The organism is Vreelandella rituensis (assembly GCF_003336665.1).
GTDB lineage: Bacteria > Pseudomonadota > Gammaproteobacteria > Pseudomonadales > Halomonadaceae > Vreelandella > Vreelandella rituensis.
On sequence record NZ_QPIJ01000004.1, the window covers coordinates 79,280 to 102,116 of the forward strand.

The 22,837-nt window shown below is 56.1% G+C and carries 18 protein-coding genes, 1 tRNA gene and 1 pseudogene; 6 read left to right on the plus strand and 14 right to left on the minus strand.

Going from position 1 to position 22,837, the window contains the following annotated elements:
• Positions 1–13 precede the first annotated feature (13 nt).
• The 4 genes from DU506_RS03750 to DU506_RS03765 form a co-directional block, all read right to left on the minus strand.
• On the minus strand, positions 14–445 hold the full coding sequence (locus DU506_RS03750) for a universal stress protein (protein ID WP_114485615.1): 432 nt from the start codon (positions 443–445) through the stop codon (positions 14–16).
• Between the two features lie 241 nt (positions 446–686).
• Positions 687–1,559 (minus strand): glycine betaine ABC transporter substrate-binding protein, encoded by an 873-nt coding sequence (locus DU506_RS03755; RefSeq protein WP_114485616.1) that lies wholly within the window; start codon positions 1,557–1,559, stop codon positions 687–689.
• A gap of 117 nt (positions 1,560–1,676) precedes the next feature.
• Positions 1,677–2,507, minus strand: coding sequence for an ABC transporter permease (locus DU506_RS03760; protein WP_114485617.1), 831 nt, complete (start codon positions 2,505–2,507; stop codon positions 1,677–1,679).
• A complete protein-coding gene (locus tag DU506_RS03765; protein WP_114485618.1) occupies positions 2,507–3,709 on the minus strand; it encodes a quaternary amine ABC transporter ATP-binding protein in 1,203 nt (400 codons plus the stop codon). The genes DU506_RS03760 and DU506_RS03765 overlap by 1 nt, the downstream gene beginning before the upstream one ends.
• Before the next feature lie 278 nt (positions 3,710–3,987).
• Here DU506_RS03765 and DU506_RS03770 point away from each other — a divergent pair, with 278 nt between their 5' ends.
• On the plus strand, positions 3,988–4,341 hold the full coding sequence (locus DU506_RS03770; RefSeq protein WP_114485619.1) for a hypothetical protein: 354 nt from the start codon (positions 3,988–3,990) through the stop codon (positions 4,339–4,341).
• A 200-nt stretch (positions 4,342–4,541) separates the two neighbouring features.
• On the opposite strand, the pseudogene DU506_RS03775 reads toward DU506_RS03770, so the two are convergent.
• From DU506_RS03775 to DU506_RS03795, 5 genes and pseudogenes are all read right to left on the minus strand, one after another.
• A pseudogene (locus DU506_RS03775) lies at positions 4,542–5,528 on the minus strand (sigma-54 interaction domain-containing protein); the annotation flags it as partial.
• 84 nt (positions 5,529–5,612) lie between these two features.
• Complete coding sequence (locus tag DU506_RS03780) at positions 5,613–6,803, minus strand: PQQ-dependent sugar dehydrogenase (protein WP_114485620.1); 1,191 nt, start codon at positions 6,801–6,803, stop codon at positions 5,613–5,615.
• 78 nt (positions 6,804–6,881) lie between these two features.
• On the minus strand, positions 6,882–7,757 hold the full coding sequence (locus tag DU506_RS03785; protein WP_114485621.1) for an AEC family transporter: 876 nt from the start codon (positions 7,755–7,757) through the stop codon (positions 6,882–6,884).
• Between the two features lie 24 nt (positions 7,758–7,781).
• Positions 7,782–8,795 carry a LysR family transcriptional regulator gene (locus tag DU506_RS03790; protein ID WP_114485622.1) on the minus strand — a complete coding sequence of 338 codons (1,014 nt, stop codon included), beginning with the start codon at positions 8,793–8,795 and terminating at the stop codon, positions 7,782–7,784.
• Positions 8,796–9,034: 239 nt separating this feature from the next.
• On the minus strand, positions 9,035–11,167 hold the full coding sequence (locus DU506_RS03795) for a TonB-dependent receptor domain-containing protein (RefSeq protein WP_114485623.1): 2,133 nt from the start codon (positions 11,165–11,167) through the stop codon (positions 9,035–9,037).
• Positions 11,168–11,539: 372 nt separating this feature from the next.
• Here DU506_RS03795 and DU506_RS03805 point away from each other — a divergent pair, with 372 nt between their 5' ends.
• Complete coding sequence (locus DU506_RS03805) at positions 11,540–12,487, plus strand: extracellular solute-binding protein (protein ID WP_114485625.1); 948 nt, start codon at positions 11,540–11,542, stop codon at positions 12,485–12,487.
• A 98-nt stretch (positions 12,488–12,585) separates the two neighbouring features.
• Positions 12,586–14,394 carry an ABC transporter ATP-binding protein gene (locus tag DU506_RS03810; protein ID WP_181870683.1) on the plus strand — a complete coding sequence of 603 codons (1,809 nt, stop codon included), beginning with the start codon at positions 12,586–12,588 and terminating at the stop codon, positions 14,392–14,394.
• 11 nt (positions 14,395–14,405) lie between these two features.
• Here DU506_RS03810 and DU506_RS03815 read toward each other — a convergent pair whose 3' ends face one another.
• Positions 14,406–14,981 (minus strand): hypothetical protein, encoded by a 576-nt coding sequence (locus tag DU506_RS03815; RefSeq protein WP_235825427.1) that lies wholly within the window; start codon positions 14,979–14,981, stop codon positions 14,406–14,408.
• A gap of 127 nt (positions 14,982–15,108) precedes the next feature.
• Here DU506_RS03815 and DU506_RS03820 point away from each other — a divergent pair.
• A tRNA-Ile gene (locus DU506_RS03820) sits at positions 15,109–15,185 on the plus strand.
• A 265-nt stretch (positions 15,186–15,450) separates the two neighbouring features.
• Here the strand turns inward: DU506_RS03820 and DU506_RS03825 are convergent.
• The 4 genes from DU506_RS03825 to DU506_RS03840 form a co-directional block, all read right to left on the minus strand.
• A complete protein-coding gene (locus tag DU506_RS03825) occupies positions 15,451–16,104 on the minus strand; it encodes a class I SAM-dependent methyltransferase (RefSeq protein ID WP_114485628.1) in 654 nt (217 codons plus the stop codon).
• Between the two features lie 454 nt (positions 16,105–16,558).
• Positions 16,559–17,602 carry a patatin-like phospholipase family protein gene (locus tag DU506_RS03830; protein WP_114485629.1) on the minus strand — a complete coding sequence of 348 codons (1,044 nt, stop codon included), beginning with the start codon at positions 17,600–17,602 and terminating at the stop codon, positions 16,559–16,561.
• A 193-nt stretch (positions 17,603–17,795) separates the two neighbouring features.
• The gene (locus DU506_RS03835) at positions 17,796–18,509 is read right to left on the minus strand and encodes a Crp/Fnr family transcriptional regulator (RefSeq protein ID WP_114485630.1); all 714 of its coding nucleotides are present in this window, start codon (positions 18,507–18,509) and stop codon (positions 17,796–17,798) included.
• A 204-nt stretch (positions 18,510–18,713) separates the two neighbouring features.
• Entirely contained in the window at positions 18,714–19,298 is a 585-nt protein-coding gene (locus DU506_RS03840) for a Crp/Fnr family transcriptional regulator (RefSeq protein WP_268877300.1), read from the minus strand.
• Positions 19,299–20,152: 854 nt separating this feature from the next.
• Between DU506_RS03840 and DU506_RS03845 the strand changes: the two genes are divergently transcribed.
• Positions 20,153–21,952, plus strand: a complete 1,800-nt coding sequence (locus DU506_RS03845) for a putative bifunctional diguanylate cyclase/phosphodiesterase (protein ID WP_181870684.1) — start codon at positions 20,153–20,155, stop codon at positions 21,950–21,952.
• Between the two features lie 111 nt (positions 21,953–22,063).
• Positions 22,064–22,801, plus strand: a complete 738-nt coding sequence (locus DU506_RS03850; protein ID WP_114485633.1) for a tellurite resistance TerB family protein — start codon at positions 22,064–22,066, stop codon at positions 22,799–22,801.
• Positions 22,802–22,837 lie beyond the last annotated feature (36 nt).

Consider the following 22,837-nt stretch of genomic DNA (forward strand, 5'->3'; position numbering starts at 1 on the left):
ACGCGCGCCGATATCAATCCTGGGCGTCGGTGGGGCGTACCAGGAACACCGATGCTTGGGTATGCGTCGCTACTTTGCCCCCGTGAGAGGGTATGAGAGCATCCAGGTGGCGGGGTGGATGGGTCGCCATCACCACCAGATCAGCCTGGACTTCCTTGGTCGCCTTTATTAGCAGATCATCCAGATCCGCCGTGGGGTCTGCCGATGCGTACACCTTGACGCTGACGGGCTGGCCGTGAACTTCTTTACGTTTCTCGGCAAAGGCGTTCAGTTTCTGCTCGTATTCTTCGGGCGTTCTAGCAACTGAACCTGGCGTGATGGCGGTAATGCCCACATAGCAAATCCTGGCATTGTGATGCTTGGCCATGTCGGCGGTTACCGCCAATGCCGGTTCCAGCGTTTCAATGTGTGCCAGGTCCACCGGTACCATGATGGTATTGAACATGAAGGGTCTCCTTGCCATTATCTCGAAACAACTCTGAAGGATTTCGCCAAGCGCGTTTTTATATGCATGAGTCTATAGAACCGGGGTTATAGAAACAGCTCTATAAACTCGGTTCTATAAACACTATGGTAAAAACGCAATCCGTGCCTGGAAAGCCTTTAACGTTTGTCGGCCAGTGTCAACGTGCAAAAACACAGCAGGGGGGCATAATGCCCCCCTGCTGGAGAACTCGACGCTGGGTTTAGCTTTCCAGCCACTCGTTCACTAGCTCTGGATTGTCTTCGACCCATTGCTTGGCGTTTTCATAGGGGTCGCTATCGTCTTGCTGGTTCATCAGCATGACTTCGCCCATCTGCTCCGGTGTCCATTCAAATGCATCCAGAATGGCATAGGCTTTCGGCATGTCGTCTTGCAGGCCTTGGCGCACGACGGTGTGAATCTGCTCGGCGCCCCCGTAGACATTTTCCGGGTCTTCGAGATATTTCAGATCAAAACGCGCGAATTTCCAGTGGGGTGTCCAGCCGGTGACCGCCACGTCTTCTTCGTTAGCAATGGCTGAAGACAATGCCGCGGTCATGGTGGCACCGCTGCCACTACGCAGGCGCAGCTCAAGGTCATAGGTATCCACGACGTCTTCGGACAGGCTCATCAGTCCGGCACCGGGGTCGATACCGATGATCTCGTTGTTGAAGCTGTCGGCATGGTCGTTCAGGTCGGCAATGGAGTTGGCTTCGCTGTAAGCGGGAACCACCAGACCGAGCTTGGTACCGTCGAGGTTCGCACCTAGGTCTTCGACTTCATCACCAACACGCTCCATGTAATCGGCGTGAGTGGTGGGCAGCCAGGCAGCCACGATGGCGTCGGCATCGCTGGTGGATAGAGCCTGCCACATGGCGGCGGCGGATAAGGAGGTCATATCCACTTCGTAGCCGGCTTGTTCAAGCACCACACGGACCACATTGGTGGAGGCGACTTCAGAGGACCATTCAACATAGGCGAGGTTTATCGGGCCGTGGTCATCGGCTTGAGCCAGACCGCCGGCAGCAAGTCCGCTACCTGCGAGCATGGCCAGTGAGGCTAAACGGACGCGACGACTCAGGGTATGTTTTTGCATTCTCGTTCCTTTTTCGATGAAAATTACTTGATGCTTACTTGTACAGCATGAGGAAGGTGAGGGGGTCTGTGCAAGTTTCCCCCTCAACGTTACGCTGTAATGTTCTGCTAAAACGGCTTACTTGCGTGTGCGACGCAGCGATTGAGTCAAGCGGTCCAGCAGCATGGCAAGAATCACCACGGCAATCCCCGCTTCGAACCCATCGCCGGGGCGCAGGCGCTGAATGGCCCGCCATACTTCGCTACCCAAACCATCAGCACCGATCATGGCAGCGATAACCACCATGGAAAGGGCGAGCATGATGGTCTGGTTGATGCCCGCCATCATGGTGGGCAGGGAAAGCGGTAGCTGAACCTTGAAGAGTTTCTGGCTACGCGTGGCGCCATAAGCGTCAGCAGCCTCGATGAGTTCCACCGGAACCTGGCGAATCCCCAGCGTGGTGAAACGGATCGCCGGCGGCATGGAAAAGATCACGGTGGCGAAAATTGCCGATACCGAGCCGATCCCGAAAAAGGGAATTGCGGGAATCAAGTAGACGAAGGCCGGCATGGTCTGCATGAAATCAAGCACTGGCATGATGACGCGGTACAGGCGACTGGAAAGGGCAGCGGCAATGCCTACCGGTAATGCCATGACGATCGCCACCAGTGTAGCGATGACCACCAGGGTGAGTGTCTCGATCATCGGGTCCCACAGCCCCAGGTTCCAGATGACCGCCAGTCCCAATACGGCACCGATACCCAGGCGAACACTGGCCACTCTCCAGCAGAGCACGGCGATGAGTGCCATCAGCGCCCATTCGGGTAGCCACATCAAGGCGTCATTGAGGACTTCGATACCGGTCTGGGTGACACGTGAAATTGCCCGGGTCACCGAGGAATATTCAGTGGTCAACCAAGTGAGACCACCTTCGATCCAACTACCCAACGGAATACGTGGAATTTCCATTATTGTTCTCCTGCGCGTGCCAATTCATCCAGAACGGCGCCTTTGACGACCACTCCCAGCAAATGATTTTCCTCATCGACCACGGCGATAGGAAAGCTCCTGTCGGAAAACATGGCGAAAAGATTGTGCATGGGTTCTTCCGAACGGACGCTGCGAAAATCCTGAATCAGGTAGTCGCTGATACTGTCAGCATTGTTTTCGGCGGCCTTGCTGGCGGTATCGGCTTCCAGTAGCCCCAGCAGCTTGCGGTCACGATCGGTGACGTAAATGGAGTCCAGACCATGTTCACGCATCTTGCGCAGAGCGGTACGTGGGCCATCGCCGCTGCGTGCGGTTGCATGCACGGGGCGCATGGCACTTTCCGCAGTGAGAATGCGTGAACGATCGACCCCTTCAATGAAGCGACGCACGTAGTCATCGGCAGGCCGAGTCAGGATTTCTTCGGGGGTGCCGATCTGCACGACTTCACCGTCCTTGAGAAGAACGATGCGATCACCGATGTTCAGGGCTTCATCGAGGTCGTGAGTTATGAAGACCGTGGTCTTGCGCATTTTATTCTGCAGCTGGATCAGTTCTTCCTGCATTTCCTTTCGGATCAGCGGGTCAAGCGCGGAGAAGGCTTCATCCATCAGCAGCACACTGGCATCGTTGGCCAGGGCGCGAGCCAGGCCTACACGCTGCTGCATACCGCCGGAAAGCTGGTTGGGATAAGCATCTTCCCAGCCATCCAGGCCGACTTGCTTGAGCGAGCTGCGGGCGATGTCGTAGCGCTCGGTTTTACCCACACCGCGAATCTCGAGCCCGAATTCGGCGTTTTGTTGCACCGTACGGTGCGGAAATAGCGCGAAATTCTGAAACACCATGGAAAAGTGCCGACGGCGACATTCGAGCAAGGCTTTTTCGCCTAGGGTGGGAATGTTTTCGCCATCGATGATGATTTCCCCTTCGGAGGCGTCTATCAAGCGATTGAGACAACGGATCAAGGTGGATTTTCCAGAACCGGATAATCCCATGATAACAAGGAGCTCACCTTCATAGACATCAAAGTTGATGTCGTAAAGGCCCAGTGTCTGTCCGGTCTTTTCCAGTATTTCAGAGCGTTTGGCTCCTTGGTGGCGAAGCTCCAAGGCTTTCTTCGGTTGTTTGCCGAATACCTTGCTCAAGCCGCGCACCTGAATCTTGACGTTACGTGTCTCATCCATCAGCAGTGCCTTTCGGTTCAGTTATATATAATCAAAGTATCAAATTAAGCTTATTTAATAACAAAAAATTATTATACATGGCTGGTAAGAGACCTGTCTTCTTTCCGGCCAAAATGACACGTTTCAGCCAGGCACAGGGGCGCATGTGTCATTTCTAGCCATTTCGCGTGCGGAAAAACTTGGCTGTACTTTTATTTTCCTATATTTAAGTTATTGATTTTTTATAACTTTTTGCAGGTGGGTTGGGTTTTGGCATGCGCCATGATAGGAGATTAGCGATGAAAGAAAAGCAGCTTGAAAGGAAGAAAACCTGTCAGGATAAGGAGAAATTGCCAATGGATGCTGAGCGCCAAACAGCAACCCCCAAGGGCCATAAGAAAACAATTCGTTTGCCATTTTTGATGATGGCAGCGTTCGCTACCGTGCTGTTAGTGGCGGGTTGCGGCAATGATGATGAAGACATTCCCCCGGTTGAAGACCCAGCTCCACCCCAGACGGCACCCGCACCCGTGCAAGAAGAGGTAGCACCTCCCCAGGAAGACGACATGATTTCTCCGCAAGAAGAGGCTGAAAGCTCTCAGGAGCCGATGAATGACGAGATGAATAACCCCGAGGATGATGAACAGATGTAGTCGTCCCCGGAAAATTGAGGCTTAGAGTCAGAACCATGGCTCAGAAATAAGCCATGCAGGAGTGACGAAGGAATAAGGAAGGCGAGAATGAATGGCCCAATGATGGTGTGTTGATTTCAGCTGTCTGTTCCCTGCGGTTGAATCATGCAGCACATCATTCATTCCCCCGCGCTAGCGGGGGCTTTTTAAAGCGGGTCCCGTCAGTCTTCTTCCAGACGCCGGTAGAGGGTGCGTCGAGCGATTCCCAGCATTTCAGCCGTACGTCGCTTGTTACCGCCGGTGGCCTCAAGCACCTTGTAAATATAGCGCTTTTCGATTTCCTGGAGGCTTGGCCAGCCCGTGCAAGAAGAAGGCGGAAGCTGCGTGTCCGGCAGCACGTCCCCATCGACTGGATCGAGGCCTGGGGTAAGGGGGCCTGGATGAGCGCGCAAGCGTTCCGGCAAGTGCCGGTGACGTAGAATGCCCTCCTCACTCAGAGTGACGGCACGCATGATGGCGTTTTCCAATTCACGGACGTTGCCGGGGTAGGAGTAATCCAGCAATGCATTGAGTGCTTCCGGTTCCACCTGTGCCAGCGCCTTGTCCTGGAGTTCGGTGTGCTTTTCGATCAGCGCGAACACGAGATGCTCGATATCGTTGGCACGCTCACGCAAGGGGGGAATGCGCAAGGAAAACGTTTCCAGGCGATAGAAAAGGTCACTGCGAAAATTGTTTTCGAGAATTTCCTTTTCCAGGTCGCGGTGTGTCGCAGCAATGATACGTACATCAATTGGTTCTTCGCGTTCGCTGCCCACCGGCCGTATGGTCTTTTCCTGAAGGGCCCGCAGCAACTTGGCCTGTAGATTGGAGGGCATTTCGCCGATTTCATCCAGAAACAGACTTCCGCCCTGTGCCATCTGAAAAAGCCCTTTACGAGACTCATGGGCACCGGTGAAAGCGCCCTTCAGGTGACCAAAGAATTCGCTTTCCATCAATTCAGCAGGGATGCTGGCGCAGTTGACGGCGATGAAGTCGCGGTTATGACGGAAGCTTTCCGTATGAATGGCACGTGCGAGCAATTCCTTGCCGGTCCCGCTTTCCCCCAGGATCAAGACGGGGGCGTCGCTCTTGGCCAGTCGGGCGGCATCATGAAACAGCATTTGCATCGCATTGCTTGTCCCCGCGAGACCATGAAAGTAAGTGGCATCGGGAGTGGCAGCCCATTCCTTGTGATTCACACGCGTCTTCCTCACGATAGTGTTTCGAACTGGGGCGCTTGGCAAATATCGATTCTACTCAGCAGGACGTAAGCGATAGAGTCCCCCTGAGAAGTGATCGGTGAGCAGATAAATGGCGCCATCGGGACCTTGGCGCACATCCCGAATACGTCCGATTTCACCATCAAGAATCACTTCGCTTTCGGAGATTTCGGCGTATTCGACCACCAGTCTTTTGAGTTGTTCACTACGTAGACCGCCCGCCAGCAAGTTGTCTTGCCAGGGGGCAAAGGCTTCACTTGTCACCTTGGTGAGGCCCGAGGGAGCAAACCGACCCTCGAACACATACGCCGGGTTGCGCATATCGGGACGGGAGTCGGCACCGATAGGTTCACGAGTGGAGTAATCCAACCCCAGGCTAACCTCCGGCCAGCCATAGTTTTCTCCGGCTTTGAGCAGGTTGATCTCGTCTCCGCCCAGGGGGCCGTGTTCACTCACCCAGGCCTGCCCCTCATCGGTGACCACCATGCCCTGAATATTGCGGTGCCCCAGCGTATAGATGGCATCCAGTGTCCGAGGGTCTTGAGTAAACGGATTGTCGTCGGGGATCTCGCCGGTGTCGGTCAGCCGCAGAACGCTACCCGCGGAATCGGAAGCGTCTTGGGCTCGCTGGTCATTGCCGCGATCCCCGATACTCATCAGTAGGGTGTTATCGGGCAACCAGGCTAGGCGTGAACCATAATGGTGGCGTGTGCCGGCCGCCCGTTGCTGTTCGAACAGCAACTCAGGCTCACTCAATCGTTCATCGTCCAGCTGATCATCGCCCAGCCGGGCGCGGGAAAGCGCAGTAAGGGTGCCGCTGTTGACGGCTTTGCTCCAGGTAAAGTAGAGCCAGTCGTTTTGCTCGCCTTCGCCGAAGCGTGGATGCAGAGCGATATCCAGCAGGCCGCCCTGGCCTAGGCTATTGACCGTGGGCAGGCCTTGGATAGCGGTCTTTTCACCGTCTTCTGTTACCAGGGTCAGGCGACCCGGGCGCTCGCTGATCAGAAAATGGCCGTCGGGAAGAAAGGCCAGCGCCCAGGGGTGCTCCAGGTCATCGGCGACGCGCTCCAGGCGAAGCTCCAGAAGCTTAGTGGTTAGCTGGGGTTCGATCACTTCGGCAGCTGATAGCAAACCGCTGGACAACAGCGCGCTAACTGCCACTGATACCGACACGGTTTTAGGCCACGGATAAGCGAAGCGTAACGAGAGAGGCACCGCAGGCATGGCTGGCTCCCGGTTTTGAAGGTCTCTAGAAATTCACTTGAGTCTAGCAGAGAGATTCAAAACCAAAGGTTGAGTTACCTACATCAAAAGCGCCAATAGAATAGGCAGGTAGATCAGGGCCAATAAAGTGGAACAGAACACCAGGCTTGCAACGTAGGCCGGCTCACGCCCGGCGCGCTGGGCAAATAAATAGTTGAACACGGCTACCGGCATGCTCATTTGCAGCACCAATATGCCTTGAGCCAAGGGCGGCAGACCCACCCAGCCACCGATCAACCAGGCGATGGTTGCCGCCAGAGGAATGCGTACCATGCTGAAACCGACCCCGGAACGCAAACTTCTGACCTGAATGCTGGCCAACGACACCCCCAGGGTAATCAGCATCAAGGGCACGGTGAATCCCGACATCAAGTCCACGCTATTGGCCAGCCACAGGGGCAAGGTGGTATCGGTCAGAAGCAGACCCATGGCAATGGCAATCGCATAAACGGTGGGCGTTTTGGCCAGTGCCTTGAACGGGTTGCCGCGGCTGGTAAGCACCGTGCCCAGAGTGAACTGGAACAGCGCGACGGTCACCATGATGGTAATGCCATAGGCAAAGCCGGCACTCCCGAAGGCGTAAAGCACCACCGGCAACCCCATGTTGCCTGTGTTGGGGTACATCATGGGCGCCAGCAGCACTCGCCATTCGCGGCGTAGCAGGCGGGCGACCAGAAAGGTGGCGGCGGCCATGGAGATGATCACCAGGGCGGTTGCCAGCATGGTTCGACCGAAGCTCTCGGCATCGATTTCCGCACCGGAAAGCGACGCCAGTACCAGCGCCGGGGTGCCGATGTTGAATACCAATCGCGTGACGAATTCCACCGGGTAGGGGTGGCCCAGGCGAATCCAGGAAAACCCCAGCCCGGCACCGGCGAGCACGGGCGCCATCACGGCAAACAGTTCGGCAAGCATGCTGCGTCCTTGAAAAAAAGACCGCTATTGTGAGCAGTGAGCAATGCCGGATGCAATAGACGTCTGAACCAATGAGGTCGGTTGCGCTGTGGAAGAGGCCGCTACCTGCGTCGCCTTGCTTTTCTCACTGATTGGCCCTGTGTTTTGCCAGGCTAGCGGAATGGCGTCACGCAATAGGGAAAGAAAAGCGGAAATCTTGCGCGGTTGATGGCCGTAGGCGTAGAGCAACGATACGGGCAAGGCGCGAGCCGACCAGCCGGGCAAACAACGTTGCAGGCAGCCGGGGTATGCGGTCTCGCGTTGACCGGCTAGCCAGTCGGGAATAATGCCCAGCCCCCGTCCGCGGGCGATGGCATCGTTATGCAACGTATCCTGGTTCACCTTGAGTCGTGACGCTGGAGGTAAAAAGTGGAAATGGCCGTGTTCGGCATGCTGCAACACCACGCCGCTTGCGGTGTCGCCCAGCAGGTCGATCCAGGCATGGTGTGTCAGGTCGCGGGGATGCCTGGGGCGGCCATGGCGGCTTAGGTAGTCGGGGTGAGCATACAAACCACGCGTCAACCAGCCCAGCGTTTCATGATGCAGACCGGTGTCGGGCAGTTCGCCCAGCCACAATGTGATGCTGTGGATGGCAGGACTTTGCGGGGGCGTCTCGCAGGGATGCAGCAACAGATTGACACCGGGGTAGCGGTCCATGAATTTGTAGGCCTGGGGAATGAGCCATGCAGGTGCCAAGGCACTATGTACGCTGATTTTCAGGTCACCGCTGACATCCTGGCGCAGGGTTTCCAGCGCCGTCTGGCTCTGTTCGGCAAGTTCGAGTATCTGATGGCAATAGCTATGGAACAGATGCCCGGCTTCGGTAGGCAGCAGGCGGTTGGCCTGACGCCGCAGCAGCGGTTGGCCCAGGCGAGCTTCCAGCTGGCTGATGCGCCGGCTGAGCGTGGACTTGGCCAACCCCAGTGCCCGGGCGCTGTGGGTCAGGCTGCCAGATTCCATTACCGCAGCAAAGGCGACCAGTTCGTCAAGATCATGCATGGCAGTCGTAATAGGTACTCAAGAAAGACCTCATGAAAGCATCTGGGAGGATGTGCAAGTGTCGCATAGCTTAATCTTAATGAAAATAATTCGCGTTAAATATAAAAGGCCCCGACTCGTGTCGGGGCAAACAACAGTAAACTGATTCAAACTATGCTGATTCAAACTATATCCGCTTTAGAGAGCGCTTGGTGTCAGGTAGCTTCTAGAAATATCCATTTCCTGGAAAAATAACGCCTCTAGAATTCGTAGCGCGCCGAGAGCCAGAGGCGTCGGCCTTCCTCGCTATTGGTATAGACGTTGCCATAGCTTGAGCCGTTTCCATAGGCGCGGTAATCGACGAAGTCCTTGTCCAGCAGGTTGGAGATACGGGCGCTTACGCTCAGGGCGTCGGAAACCTGGTAATTACCGCCCAGGTGAAAGAGTTCGTAGGCCTTGAAGTCACCCAGGTCGTCGTAGGAAGGCGCGCCGCGCACACTCTCCCGGTTGCGATAACGCTCGCTGCGATATTCCGCCGACAGCCAGGTGTCGAGTTTGGGCGTTGTCTGCCAGCGCAGGGTGGCATTGACCGCATGTTCTGGCGTGTCGGTGAGTGGTTCTCCTTCGTTTTCGCCGCTCCTTTGTTCGCTGTCGGTATAGGTGTAGTTGGCATTCAGACGCCAGTCCGCAGCCAGCTGGTAACCTGTCGAGAGTTCCACGCCGCGCGTGACCGCTTCATCGATGTTGACCTCTTGGGAGTAGGTGCCATCGGGCATCAGAGGGTCATTCTCGACCACAATGTCGTTGCCGCCGGCGATCTTGTCGTCGAAACGGTTATGGAACAGGGTGGCACTGGCCATGAAACCGGCCTGGTTGTCGTAATGCATCCCGAATTCGCTGCTGGTGCTGGTCTCCGGTTGCAGGTCGGGGTTGCCGATAGTGAGAATCGTGCCCTGGCCGGTCACGCCATTGATGCCGTCATGCAGGCCATTCAAGGAAGGCGTCTTGTAGCCACGGCTCACGCCGCCTTTAAGTGTCCATTGTTCCGTGGTGTTCCATACCAGGTAGGCGCGGGGGCTTACCTGGCTGCCGAAGGCGTCATGGTGGTCATAGCGAGCGCCCAGGGTCAGCGCCAGGTCGTCGCGCAGCATCCATTCGTCTTCGGCGAACAACGCCCAGGTGGTCTGGCTGAACGTTTCCGTTGCCAGGCCGTCATCCAGATCGGCATCGGCCCATTGACCGCCCACGGTGGTCACATGATCGCCCAGCGGCATCACGAATTTGCTATCCAGAACGTCATTGGTGGTTTCCAGTTCACGCGGTGCGCCGCCGATCAAATTGGGAAAACCTTCGTAAGCTTCGCCCATGGTGCCGGGAAGGGTACGTCCCTTGGTTTCGGTGGTGTTGCGCATCAAGCTGGATTCAAGCGTCCCGGCGGAAAAATAACCGGTATGGCCGATGGCCACCTGTTGGCGCTCGAAGCGCAGTTCATCGGCGTAGCCGTTCGCCGCACCGGGATCATCCTGGCAACTGCGTGTCTTGCCCTCGAGGGTGCCCAGCTGGCATTCGTCGTTGTTGTAACGTTGGCGATTGACCTCCCCATCCAGCCATAATTCGTGGTCGGCATTGGGGGTAAGGGTCAGGCGTCCACCTAGATTGTAAGTGTCGCCTTCCACGGGGCTGGGGCCGCGCTTGCTGACTTCGAGGGGCTCACCGTCAGCGGTTGTGTACTCGAGCTCTGAAGCGTCTCGCTCGTAAAACCGGCCACGCAACTGAAGACCCAGGCGATCTTCCACCAGGGGACCACTGGTATAGAGACTGACGGCCCGACTATCGCCGTACTCATCATGCTGATTGAAGGTGTTTTCCACATTGATGGAGCCCGTCCAGTCGTGATCCACCTTGCGGGTGATGATATTGATCACCCCGCCCATGGCATCGGAACCGTATAACGTGGACATCGGGCCGCGGATCACCTCGATGCGCTCGATGCTTAAAACCGGTGGGAAGAAGCTGGTGGACGTTTCACCGAAGCCGTTGGGGGTAACGCTGCCGGGGGTGTTCTGGCGACGGCCATCGATCAACACCAGGGTATAGTCGCTAGGCATGCCGCGCATGCTGATGTTGCGCCCTCCGGTTTTCCCCACGGACCCGCCCACGTCCACGCCTTCCACGTCGCGAAGGGCATCGGCAATGCTGGTGATCCGCTTGCGTTGCAACTCTTCCCGAGTAATGACCGAAATACTGGCGGGTGCCTCGACCATTGCCTGCTCGAAACCACTGGCGGAAACCACGATGTTGTCCAGTTGCTGCTGGGCCAAGGCGGAGAGGCTGGTGCCGGCGGTTGCGAGTGCCATGGCGCTGACAAGCGCCGTGCGAGAAAAACGTTGCATGGGTTCCCCTTGAGTTACGCTATCGATTATTTAATGAGACTTATTATCAAATGAGGTCGCAAGTCTAATGGGAAAAGTTCCTTGGTGGGAGTCATTAGCCTGGAAACGTCGCGTTGCGTTTTCTGCAACCGCCCTCTGCAACCCTGGGGCAAGGCGGCAGGCCAAAACAGCGACCAGCCAAGGTTGCAAGTTAATGAACGCAACGTTCGGCGTTATCGACATGCATATGTTGTTGAGAATCATTAGTATTTTTTTCGGGTGCCCTCGGGAGTCGCACCCCATGCCGCCAACGCTGATCGCCTTAATCTCCCAGATTTCTGAAAAATAAAGATTTTTCACTGTCACGTAGCATTCAACATTCAAGGAACCGGTATGAAACGTTTGAACGCAATCATGGCACTGGCAAGTGCCGCCCTGTGCCTGATAGCCGCTCCTCTGGCGTTGGCCGATTCCCCTCTGCGTATTTACGGCCCGCGCCTGGACGACCCCCAGGCACCGATGTTCACCACCTTTACCCAGGCCGCCGGGGTCGAGATCGAACTGGTGCAGATGAGCGCCGAGGAACTGGACGCCGCTTTCCAGCAAGGTGGCAAGCCGCCGGTGGATGTGATGCTGGTTACCGATAGCGGCAACCTTCAGCAAGCCGTTGCGGCGGGCATGTTTCAGCCCGTCGAATCCGAACGGCTGGGCGAGCGTGTCCCCGCCGGGCTACGTGATCTGGACGCTGGTTGGGCGGGGTACGCCACCCGCTCCAGGGTGATTTTCACCAATCCGGAGAAACTCGATTGGACCCCTGAAAGCTACGAGGATCTGGCCGATGAGCATTTGAAGGGCAAGCTGTGCCTGGGCGGGGGCGGTTCCACCTACAATGTTTCGCTGGTGAGTTCCATGGTGGCTCACCATGGTGAAGACGCCGCCCAAGCCTGGGTCGAGGGCTTGATGAATAACCTGGCACAAGCGCCGGGTGAGCGCGATGGCGCGCTTTTGCAGGCCACCGCCGAAACACTCAATCTGGTATGGCCGAACCAGCAAGGCGAAGGGCTTCAAGGGCGGGGTGCCTATCGCAATGTGACGGCCGGCGCGCTGGTCAAGAACACGCCGAATGAAGCTGATGCTGTTCACTTTCTCGAACATCTGGCAAGCGACAGCGTTCAGCAAGACGTGGCGCAAGGCATCTTCTATCCCGTGGTGGACGGCCTCTCCGCGAGTGTCGCCGAACAGACCCTGGGCAATGTAACCTTCGATGACATCGCCATGAGGGAATTGAGCGAACGGTACGCGATAGCCCGGAAAATCATGCAAGGCGCCGGCTGGAAGTGATTCGCAATCTGGAAAAGTACTGATTTGTCGCCGCGCTAGGGCTAGCGCGGCGACTTTCGTTACACTCAGTGTATTCAACGATAATCAAGGAATCCGTCGTGTCTTCATCTGCGCACAGTTTTCAGGCATTAGTGCGGCTTTTGCGCTATGCCAAGGGCTACCGTCGCCGTATTACCGCTGCGACGCTCTGTTCGATCATCAACAAACTGTTCGATATCGCCCCTGAAATCTTGATCGGCGTCGCTATCGATGTGGTGGTCAATCAAGAGCGCAGTTTCGTGGCGCGTCTAGGCTTCGATACACCGCAAGAACAGATCATGATGCTTGCCGTGCTCACCTTCTTCATCTGGGCGGGGGAGTCGCTGTTCGAGTACCTCTATCAGGTATTATGGCGCAACCTCGCCCAGCGTCTTCAAGCGGACATGCGTCAGGATGCCTACGAGCATGCCCAGCGCCTGGACATGGCGTTTTTCGAATCGCGCAGTTCCGGGCAGCTGGTCGCGACGATGAACGATGACGTCAATCAGCTGGAACGCTTTCTGGATGGCGGCGCCAATTCGCTGATTCAGGTCGTGGTGACCGTGGTGGCGGTGGGGGCGGTGTTCTTCGTGCTTTCCCCGTTGATTGCCTTGTTGGCTTTCACTCCGATTCCGCTGATCATCTGGGGTGCCTTTTACTTTCAGCGCAAGGCGGGGCCGCTGTACAGCGATGTACGGGAAAAGGTCGGCGACCTGGCCGGGCGGCTGTCGAATAACTTGAGCGGTATCGCCACCATCAAGAGCTTTACCAGTGAAGCGCGGGAAGCCGAACGTCTGCGCGAGTCCAGCGAAGCCTATGTGGAAGCCAATCGTCGGGCGATACGCGTGAGTTCGGCGTTTATTCCGGTGATTCGCATGGCGATACTGGCGGGGTTTCTGGCGACGTTCACCGTGGGCGGGATGATGGCCCTACGCGGTGACTTGAACGTGGGCGCCTATGGGGTATTGGTGTTTCTGACCCAACGCCTGCTATGGCCGTTGACGGGTCTGGCCCAGGTGATCGACCTCTTCGAACGCGCCATGGCCAGTACCAAGCGGATACTGGATCTTCTGGAAGTGCCGATCACGATCAAGGATAACACTGACACGCCGCTGGCCATGCCGGTACGCGGTGAAGTGAGTTTCGATTCGGTCAGCTTTCGCTATGCAAGCAGCGGCGCCGGTGTGGAAGACGTCAGCCTGACGGTGCCCGCCGGCCACACCCTGGCGCTGGTGGGCGCTACCGGCTCGGGCAAATCGACCCTGATGAAGCTATTGCTGCGCTTTTACGACCCCAGCCATGGCCAGGTCCGGATCGATGGCCAGCCCATCGACAGCGTCGGCCTGAATTCCTTGCGCCAGTCAATCGGCTTGGTCAGCCAGGATGTTTATCTGTTCGAAGGCTCGATACGCGACAACATCGCCTACGGCAAACCCGATGCCGACGATGCCGCCATTCTGGACGCGGCAAGGACCGCCGAAGCCTGGGAGTTCATTCAGGTCTTGCCCCAAGGGCTGGATACCGCGGTGGGCGAGCGCGGCGTGCGGCTTTCCGGCGGCCAGCGCCAACGGCTTTCCCTGGCGCGCGCCCTGCTCAAGGACCCACCGATTCTGGTGCTGGATGAAGCCACCAGCGCGGTCGACAACGAAACCGAAGCGGCCATTCAGCGCTCGCTCAAGCGCATTGCCCATGACCGGACGGTGATCATGATCGCCCACCGGCTTTCCACCATCGTGGAGGCCGATGAAATCGTGGTGATCGACCAGGGCCGTGTGGCCGAGCGGGGCACCCATACGGAACTACTGGCCGAGAACGGCCATTACGCTGCGCAATGGCGCGTACAGACGGGAAGGGCGCAAGCGGAGGATGTGGAGGCTCTTAGCGGTTAAGGATAAAAGTCTTAGCGGTTGATCAGCAGGGCGTTCAACGTAACGGGTACATGCTCATCAATTTGCTGGTAGCCCAGCAGCGACAGTACGGTACGCATTGTGGTGTTGGCCATTAGCGCCCGGCCATCCATCGCCATCGGCTCGGCATGGGTCACGCGTATTTCGTTCAAGCCTTCGCGGGTAAAGCGCAGCGGTACCGACTCTTGTTGGTTAACCAAATCGGACTGGACTTGAAACTCAAGCGTCTCAACCAGTGATTCTCCAATGTCCAAGGCGTCCAATCGCTCTGGCGGCATTTTCGCGACCAGCGTGACCAAGGTGGTATTGGCCAACAGGCCTATCCAGGACGGCAGTTCGCCAAAGCGCTCCAGCATATCGGTTTGGCTGAGCTTTAGCGGCAGGCGCAGGGTGCCATCGCTGGAGATATCGCCTTGTAGATCGCGCACTCGGTGGTGGTGGGTTTGCGGTGCCTCGCCGTTCAACTGGGTAATGGAGGCCTGTACCTGCGATTGGGCGGGGTCAAGCTGCCAGTCAGCGTGCACCGGAATCGCCAGTAGCAGCGGGATAAGAGCAATCAAAGCTTTCACAGTGCGTCTCCGCATGAGGAATTACCCAAAAGACCCTTCAAACCCCATAAAGTGCCGCAGTGACATCAAGGTAGCGCAAGGGGGCTAGCCTCGACCCGCCACATTCGCTATGATGTGCACGCTTTTCGGGCCTATAGCTCAGTTGGTCAGAGCAGGGGACTCATAATCCCTTGGTCGTAGGTTCAAGTCCTACTGGGCCCACCATCTTTTCAAGGACTTACGTTCCTTTTCCCCCTCCTTCGCTGTACCTTTTTTAGCAAGTGTCCACAAAGTGTCAACCGAGATTTTTCGGGCCGTAGGTAACGGCTTCCGTCAAATGATCGGGGGGCGACGTCAGGGCTATCGCAAGTTGGCAGATGGGTGCTCGAATCTATTGTTCAAGCTATTTGTCAGGCATGAAGCCAAGACCTTAGAAAGCGATTATTTCTAACTGCGATAGCCCTGGGGGCGACGTGTGCATAACGCATGGTCATGGTGGTGGACTGCTATGTGCCTGCCTAGACTCACTTCCTTTGAGCCTGAAATGGGCGTACAGGAACTGCTGAGCGTTGCCTCCTGGTGTGCGGTGCTCGTCGATACGGTGACTGATGAGCTCGAAATGAGGCCCTAAGTGCTCGCACAACCGTTCGATATCGTGACGGACCACTTCCAGCCCACTGCACTGCTTGGGGCCTTCTGGCCCGAAGACGGCCATCACCAAATGCCCATCGGTAGTCAGGCTGTGTAGCACCTGTTGGACATAGGCAGCCTGCTGCTCTGGCTCGATCAGAAAATGAAAGACGGCGCGATCATGCCAGACGACATAGTGATGTTCGGGCAGGTTGGCCTGGGTGATGTCGTCCACCAGCCATTTCACGGTACGCGCAGCGGTTCCCAAGCGCTGCCGTGTCGTCTGGATCGCTTCGCCTGAAATATCCAGGACACTGATCTTTCGGTAGCCGAGCGCGAGAAGGTCATCGACCAGCGTAGACTCGCCGCCCCCCACGTCGATGATAGGGGCACTGCGGTCCGGTGCGGCCTGTTGAATGAGCTGCACCGACTTTTCAAGGTGCGGGCGATACCAACTGACTTCATCGGGTGCTTTCTCGCGGTACACCGCTTCCCAGTGAGCTTTGGTCGTCATAGCGGTCTCGAAGGTCAATATCTGAATTTTTCAACTTATTAAAGCTTGAGGAGCAGGGCAAGACCTCTTATAAACCCACTATTTCGGATACCCGAAAAAAACTCGCCACGATGGGTTTTGAAGGCACCAAGGTTAGGATTTAACGAGATGTCTCACTTTCCATATCACCCAGCGCTGCCCCCGTGCGGCGTTTTATGTCGCTACCTGAGTTTATCTGCCTTACAGCATAAAGCGGCTCTGTGCTGCTGGGGAAGCCCGAGCTCCGCCACGGTTGCCTTGATGTCCTAATGCCGATCTTCACTATACTCCACGTTTCCCCTGAATAAGATGCTTGAAGAGGTGCTTAAGTGCTACTTGTCTGATATTAAAACAAAAAAAAGCAGCCATCACATCGGCCGCCATTCACTCGCTTCTCAAGGCCAGTTAGCCTCATGCTCAAGGTTCCTGACGTCCCCTAGCCTTGGTGCTGGGCGCCGATACCTTGGAAAATCTGACGAAGATCGACACTCGAACGCTCACCGATGGCGGCAAAATTCTCATCCAGCCAGTGTGTGACGGTGTCACGACCGAGATCGCGCAGCTTGGTGAGAAACTTCCATTCGGCATTCATCTTCGATGAAGCGCCCAGCGGTATCAGTTCCGCCTGGTTTTCCACGACATGCACTCTTACCTGATGGTATTCATCGGCCGAGAGCTTGCCCTGGCGGATCAGCCGGTCGACAAAGTCGATCCCGCGCAGTTCCTTGAGCAGGCTGCTGTTGAAGCTGATCTCGTTCATCCGGTTTTGTATGTCCTGGGAGTTCCTCGGCGCGCCCTTGCGCTCGATCGGATTGATCTGAATCACCAGGATGTCATTGGTACCGGTCTCACCGTGAAAGGGAAATAGCGACGGATTACCCATGTAGCCGCCATCCCAGTAGGGCACGCCATCGATCTCGACAGCCTGATAAAGATGAGGTAGACAGGCCGAGGCCATCAACATATCCACCGTTATCTCCTCGCGAGGGAAGACCTTGACATTGCCGCTCTCCACATTGGTGGCCGAAATGTAAAGTTTGAATGCAGTGCAACTACGCACCCTGTCAAAATCGATGTTCTTCTCTACCAGGTCACGCAACGGATTGATATTCATCGGATTAAGCTGATAGGGCGAAGCCACGCGGGAAAGTGCATCCATAGCGTGATACATGGGATTGTTCCCCAGCCCCCAGTTGCCCGTAAGAATATCGTAGGGCGTGCGTTTCATCAGGCTGTTCTTTGCGCCGTTGCCCATGGATCGCCAAAAATGTTCGAGTGCCTCCCGCCCGCCTTCGGGGCCATCGCGGGTGAAACCATCGGCCAGTGCCACCGCGTTCATCGCCCCCGCCGAAGTACCCGAGATCCCGGCGATCTGCAGCCGCCCGTCCTCGAGAATCCGATCCAGAACCCCCCAGGTGAAAGCGCCATGCGCACCTCCACCCTGAAGGGCGAGGTTAATGAGTTTGGGTTTCTGTGCCATGTTCAGTCCTATCGGGTGGTGGATAGCCTGGGCATCGAGACCGGCAAGAAGGTCATGAAATAGTCGGATGCACGGGCTACACGCAGCATAAAGACATGGCGAGAAGGCTGTCTGTTTGGTGGCGTACATAGCTACTTGACGCTGGAGAGCAGTGGGAGGGGTTGGGAGTAAGATCAGTGCTGAAATTGCTCCCTTATAAGACCGCCAGCACCTTGGCGTATAGCGCACAATCTTTGGTATAGCACTCACAGGAAGCTACGATCAGCCCTGGTCGATCGAGCACCTCGATGGTGCCACGGTGGTAACGAATCAAGCCACGCGTCTGCAGCGCTATCGCCGCCAGAGTAATCCCTGCACGCCTGACACCGAGCATCATGGCCAGAAATTCATGGGTCAGCTGCAACTGATCAGACCTGGCGCGATCTTGGGTCATCAGCAGCCATCGGGCGAGGCGGCCCTCAATTTGATGAAAATGGTTACAGGCCGCTGTCTTCGCCAGTTGGCTCATCACCACATAGAGATACCCTTTCAGCCGTTGATGCAGTACAGGGCATTCCTGGAGTAGCCACTGGAAGCGGGCAGTGTTTATGCGCAGGGCCGCCCCCGCACCTTGCACTAATGCGAGCAGCGGTGTCTCTTCGATGCCCAGCACCAGGGAGGTGCCCAGCATTCCCTCTCGTCCCGCCATCCCGACTTCCAGCCGGTTGTCGGCATCGGTGACGACAATAAGTGAAATGAAGCTATCGATGGGGAAGTAGGCGTGGGTGACTGTCTCGGTGGGCTGGAATAGTACTTCGCCGAAAGCAAGCTCCACGGTTTCGCACTCAGCCATGAAAGCATCCCGCTCGACGTCCGGCAGCTCGGCAAGGAGTTGATTGGCAATGGGAACGTGCAAAATAGACGTCATGTGCCTCTCCGGTTATAAGAACCTGGCAAACGGCACAATGACGATTAATATCATTGCGATGTCGACTGCAGATTGAGACGCCGTCATCAGATTTTTTGACGGTATATCTGCATATTAACATTAGGTAAGTCAAGCGTCGGCACGCTAGCGTACATAACTCGATAATGCCTGTTCCGATTAGGTTTTTTGCAGCAGTTCGGTCACTCACATAACCTCATGATGGTTTAGCAGGCGGTCGTACTCGAGCTTGACCACCGCATAGCACTCGCAGACACGCGCCTCCAGCCCCGGCCGGTCAATCACGGTGATATGCCCACGATGGTAGGAGATCAGGCCGGCCCTCTGGAGTTTCCCCGCCGCCTCGGTCACCCCCTCGCGACGCACGCCCAGCATATTGGCGATCAATTCCTGGGTCATGACCAGTTTATCGCCCGGCAGCCGGTCAATGCTGAGTAGCAGCCAGCGGCATAGCTGCTGATCGACGTTGTGATGACGATTGCATACCGCCGTTTGCGCCATCTGTGTCAGCAAGGCTTGGGTATAGCGCAGCAGCAATCGCTGCATGGGGCCGGCGCGGTAGAATTCGTTTTTGAGCAGTTGACCCTTGAGACGGTAGGCCTGCCCGGCACTCTGAACGATCGCTCGGCTGGGCGTGGTCTTACCACCCATGAACAGCGAGACGCCCACAACTCCTTCGTGGCCCACCACGGCAATTTCCGTCGAGGCACCATTCTCCATCACGCACAGCAGCGAGACGATGGAATCCAGTGGAAAGTAGACGTGGCTCATTTGTCGACCTGATTCACTCAGCGATTGACCCAGTGTCAGCGTCACTTTCTCTAAATTAGGCAGCAGCCTAGCAAGTTCCTCTTCTGGCAGCATGCCAAGCAAAGCATTTTGCTGGAAATCACAAGGTTCTAGCATTGAATACCCCCAATTATCCCTAGCTATCGCGCAACTTTTACTACAATTACCTATGCAAGGCATCGGTTATAGGCGTTTTTATGCCGCCATATCAAGTTGATAGGCACACCTATTTTAAGTATAGATTGTCCTGAGGCCATTACTGTACGCTAGCGCACACAGGGCTTTCTGATCAGGCTCAGAAACCGCGAGTCGTATCAGAGGAAAGGGGGATTACGGGGATTTAACCAGACCATGTTCGTCAGCGTACAGTCAGCTGCTGGCTTATCATTTAGTATCAATTTGAGTGCGGCAACGGACATGCCTTGACAGGATGTTACGCCTTGCGCTGCAAGGAATGTAGCGCCTCCCTCTCGAATATTCACTGCCACAAGCATCTTTGTGGTCGTGATCTCATATTGATTCTGCACCTTACCTTCAAGCTCGGGCCGGGTGTTGCTGCGGCCGCCTTGAGAATTCGCCATGTGTTCGATTGCGCACAGAAGCGAGTCGTGTGACTTACTTATGATCGAGAAACCACCTGCACCTTCTCCATAGCCAAGGAATAAATTCCTCTTAGGTTTTTGATGAATGGATGCTGTAGTTTCAAAAAATCAAGGAACAGATACATGGGGTTGGAAGCGCTCTTGCAAGCGGGATCAAGGCTCATTGTGATCTCGAACGATACCATAAAACAAAAAATTCGTACCCCGGCCAAAGCGCAGATAAAGAGCGAGATCATGTTCTGCATTAACTGCGAAAAAGGTGACGTTCAGATGCTTGAGGATACCACTGAACAGAAATATGCCGACACGCGGTTGCGTGACGTCGAAGCCGCCCTGCAGGCCGCAACGGAATGGGCCCAAGTGACATTGAATTCAATCGGTGATGCCGTGGTCACCACTGACCTGGAGTGTCGGGTCACCTACCTGAACCGAGTGGCCGAAACGCTGACCGGTTGGTCGAGTATCGATGCCCTAGGCAAGCCCTTGGCTCAGGTCTTTACGCTCATCGATAGTCAGACGCTTCAGGCGGCCACCAATCCGGCGCAGCGTGCCATGGAAGAAAACCGCACTGTCGGGCTCGCCATGGATTGCGTGCTGATTCGACAAGATGGTAGCCAATTGGAAATAGAAGATTCGGCCGCGCCCATCCATGACCGTGACGGCTGCATCAAGGGGGCAGTGATCGTGTTTCATGATGCCTGTCACTCGCCCACCCATTCGTCCAAGCTGGCTTATCAGGCGCAGCATGATGCGCTCACCGATCTGCCCAATCGTGTTCTACTCTCGGAACGCCTCTCCCGGGCCATCGGTCTGGCAAAACGGCATCAGCATCAGGTCGCGTTGTTGTACCTGGATCTCGATGCTTTCAAGGCCGTCAACGATTCCCTTGGCCATGCTGTCGGTGACTTTCTATTACAGTCGGTGGCTGGTCGCCTCAGCGAATGTATCCGCGACACGGACACGATATGCCGCCAGGGGGGCGATGAGTTCGTGGTACTGCTGAGTGAAATTGAAAACCCCCAGGATGCCGTAAGGATTGCGGAAAAAATCCTTGGCTCGTTAGCCGAGCCGTACCGAATCTGCAATCACGAGCTGCGCATTACCACCAGTATCGGAATCAGCCTTTATCCCGATCACGGTACCGATGATCATACCTTGCTCAATAATGCTGATACGGCCATGTATCACGCCAAGAAAAGCGGACCCAACCATTACCAGTTGTTTGAGGCCGAGATGCATGCCTTGAAAATGCAACATAGCCATTTGAAGTCTCAGTTGCAGCCGGCTTTAAAGGCAGACGCCCTTTTTCTCGATTTCCAGCCCAGGATAGATATCGCCACCGGGTATCCAGTCAGTGCAGAAGCGCTGGTTCGTTGGCGTAATCCGACGCTGGGTCTCATACAACCCTCGGTGTTCCTTCCCGTGGCAGAAGCCTGCGGTCTAATCGTCCCCATTGGTCACTGGGTACTGAGCGAGGCCTGCCGGCGTTTACAGAAGTGGCGTGCGGAGGGTGTCGAGATCGTGCCCATAGCCGTGAACATGTCGGCCATTGAACTGTGCGACAAGACATTGCCCGCCCGTATTGCCGACATCTTGACCAAGACCGGGCTAGAAGCGCATTTTTTAGAACTGGAGGTGACCGAGAGCTGCCTCATGCAACTTTATACCGACACCTCAATATCGACACTGGTCGAGTTGAGTCGTATGGGGGTACGCATTGCCATCGACGACTTCGGCGCCGGAAGTGTTAGCCTGAAGCACTTGAAGTGCTTTCCAATCAATATGCTCAATATCGCGCCCTGTTTTGTTCATGACATGCTTGATGACCGGGAAAATGTCAGTTTCATCAAGGCTCTTATCAATTTTGGCCAGGATTTGTCCTTGCGCGTTATCGCCAAGGGCGTCGAGACACAAGCACAATTCGACCATCTCAAGTTACAAGGTTGTGATGGTGCCCAGGGTTTCTTGTTCAGTAAGTCATTGTCGGCAAAAGACTTCCGGGGGTTACTCGATCCTGATTGGCCCAGATTGTAATTGCGCTATCTGCATTTAGCATGGCGCTGTATCGGCGCTACACTGTCCAGGTCATCTCACGAAGCCAGATCCCGTTGCCAAACCGGATCAGCGACAGCCAAGAGGCCGATCATGAACGCAAGCAAGATTCTTCAGCAGTTGATGCAACAAGCCGGTGGCAGCAGCAATAACACCAAAGGCAGCAGTGGCTCAATGGATGTGAAAGGCATTCTGGAAGGGCTTTCCAAGCAATTTGGCGGTAACGAGGGGCAAAAAGGGCAGTCCGGAAAGGCGTCAAGCGAGGGCGGTTTCGATATGAAAAGCCTGCTGGGCGGAAGCGCCATGGGGCTACTGGTGGGTTCCAGTCGCGGCCGAAAATTGGGCGGCAAGGCATTGAAGTACGGCGCGATTGCCGGGGTGGGAATGTTAGCCTGGAAGGCTTGGCAGAATTCTCAGGCAAGCGCCGCTGATGAAGCGGCCGAGGGTAAGCCGGTGGAGCGATTGAGCGGCTCCTCTCAGGAGCAGCGAAGCCTGGAATTATTGCAAGCCATGATCATGGCGGCACGTGCCGATGGGCATATCGATGCGCGTGAGCAGGAGTTGATTACTCAGCAAATCGACGCCTTGGGCGCCGACCAGGAGCTGCATGCCTGGATGGAGCGTCAACTCAAGGCGCCGTTGGATGCCCAGGCGTTGGCGTGCGAGGCGGATTCCCCGCAAGCCGCGCGCGAGATCTACCTGATGAGCGTGGCCGTGATCGATGAGAAAAATCCCATGGAGCATGCCTGGCTGGAGCAGCTTGCATCAGCATTGAAACTGGAGCCGAGCATGGTCGATGAGTTGGAGCGCCAGGCGCTGGCCGCAGGGTAAGAGAGCGGCGCAGTCCTTCAAAGAAAACGTCTCGAA

Bases quoted from the DNA above. Each gene is read 5' to 3' on its own strand.
- DU506_RS03840 (WP_268877300.1), bottom strand. From the start codon at position 19,298: ATGAGCCACGTCTACTTTCCACTGGATTCCATCGTCTCGCTGCTGTGC.
- DU506_RS03835 (WP_114485630.1), bottom strand. From the start codon at position 18,509: ATGACGTCTATTTTGCACGTTCCCATTGCCAATCAACTCCTTGCCGAG.
- DU506_RS03755 (WP_114485616.1), bottom strand. From the start codon at position 1,559: ATGCAAAAACATACCCTGAGTCGTCGCGTCCGTTTAGCCTCACTGGCC.
- DU506_RS03785 (WP_114485621.1), bottom strand. From the start codon at position 7,757: ATGCTTGCCGAACTGTTTGCCGTGATGGCGCCCGTGCTCGCCGGTGCC.
- DU506_RS03770 (WP_114485619.1), top strand. From the start codon at position 3,988: ATGAAAGAAAAGCAGCTTGAAAGGAAGAAAACCTGTCAGGATAAGGAG.
- DU506_RS03790 (WP_114485622.1), bottom strand. From the start codon at position 8,795: ATGCATGATCTTGACGAACTGGTCGCCTTTGCTGCGGTAATGGAATCT.
- DU506_RS03750 (WP_114485615.1), bottom strand. From the start codon at position 445: ATGTTCAATACCATCATGGTACCGGTGGACCTGGCACACATTGAAACG.
- DU506_RS03845 (WP_181870684.1), top strand. From the start codon at position 20,153: ATGTTCTGCATTAACTGCGAAAAAGGTGACGTTCAGATGCTTGAGGAT.
- DU506_RS03780 (WP_114485620.1), bottom strand. From the start codon at position 6,803: ATGCCTGCGGTGCCTCTCTCGTTACGCTTCGCTTATCCGTGGCCTAAA.
- DU506_RS03760 (WP_114485617.1), bottom strand. From the start codon at position 2,507: ATGGAAATTCCACGTATTCCGTTGGGTAGTTGGATCGAAGGTGGTCTC.
- DU506_RS03830 (WP_114485629.1), bottom strand. From the start codon at position 17,602: ATGGCACAGAAACCCAAACTCATTAACCTCGCCCTTCAGGGTGGAGGT.
- DU506_RS03765 (WP_114485618.1), bottom strand. From the start codon at position 3,709: ATGGATGAGACACGTAACGTCAAGATTCAGGTGCGCGGCTTGAGCAAG.
- DU506_RS03805 (WP_114485625.1), top strand. From the start codon at position 11,540: ATGAAACGTTTGAACGCAATCATGGCACTGGCAAGTGCCGCCCTGTGC.
- DU506_RS03850 (WP_114485633.1), top strand. From the start codon at position 22,064: ATGAACGCAAGCAAGATTCTTCAGCAGTTGATGCAACAAGCCGGTGGC.
- DU506_RS03795 (WP_114485623.1), bottom strand. From the start codon at position 11,167: ATGCAACGTTTTTCTCGCACGGCGCTTGTCAGCGCCATGGCACTCGCA.
- DU506_RS03825 (WP_114485628.1), bottom strand. From the start codon at position 16,104: ATGACGACCAAAGCTCACTGGGAAGCGGTGTACCGCGAGAAAGCACCC.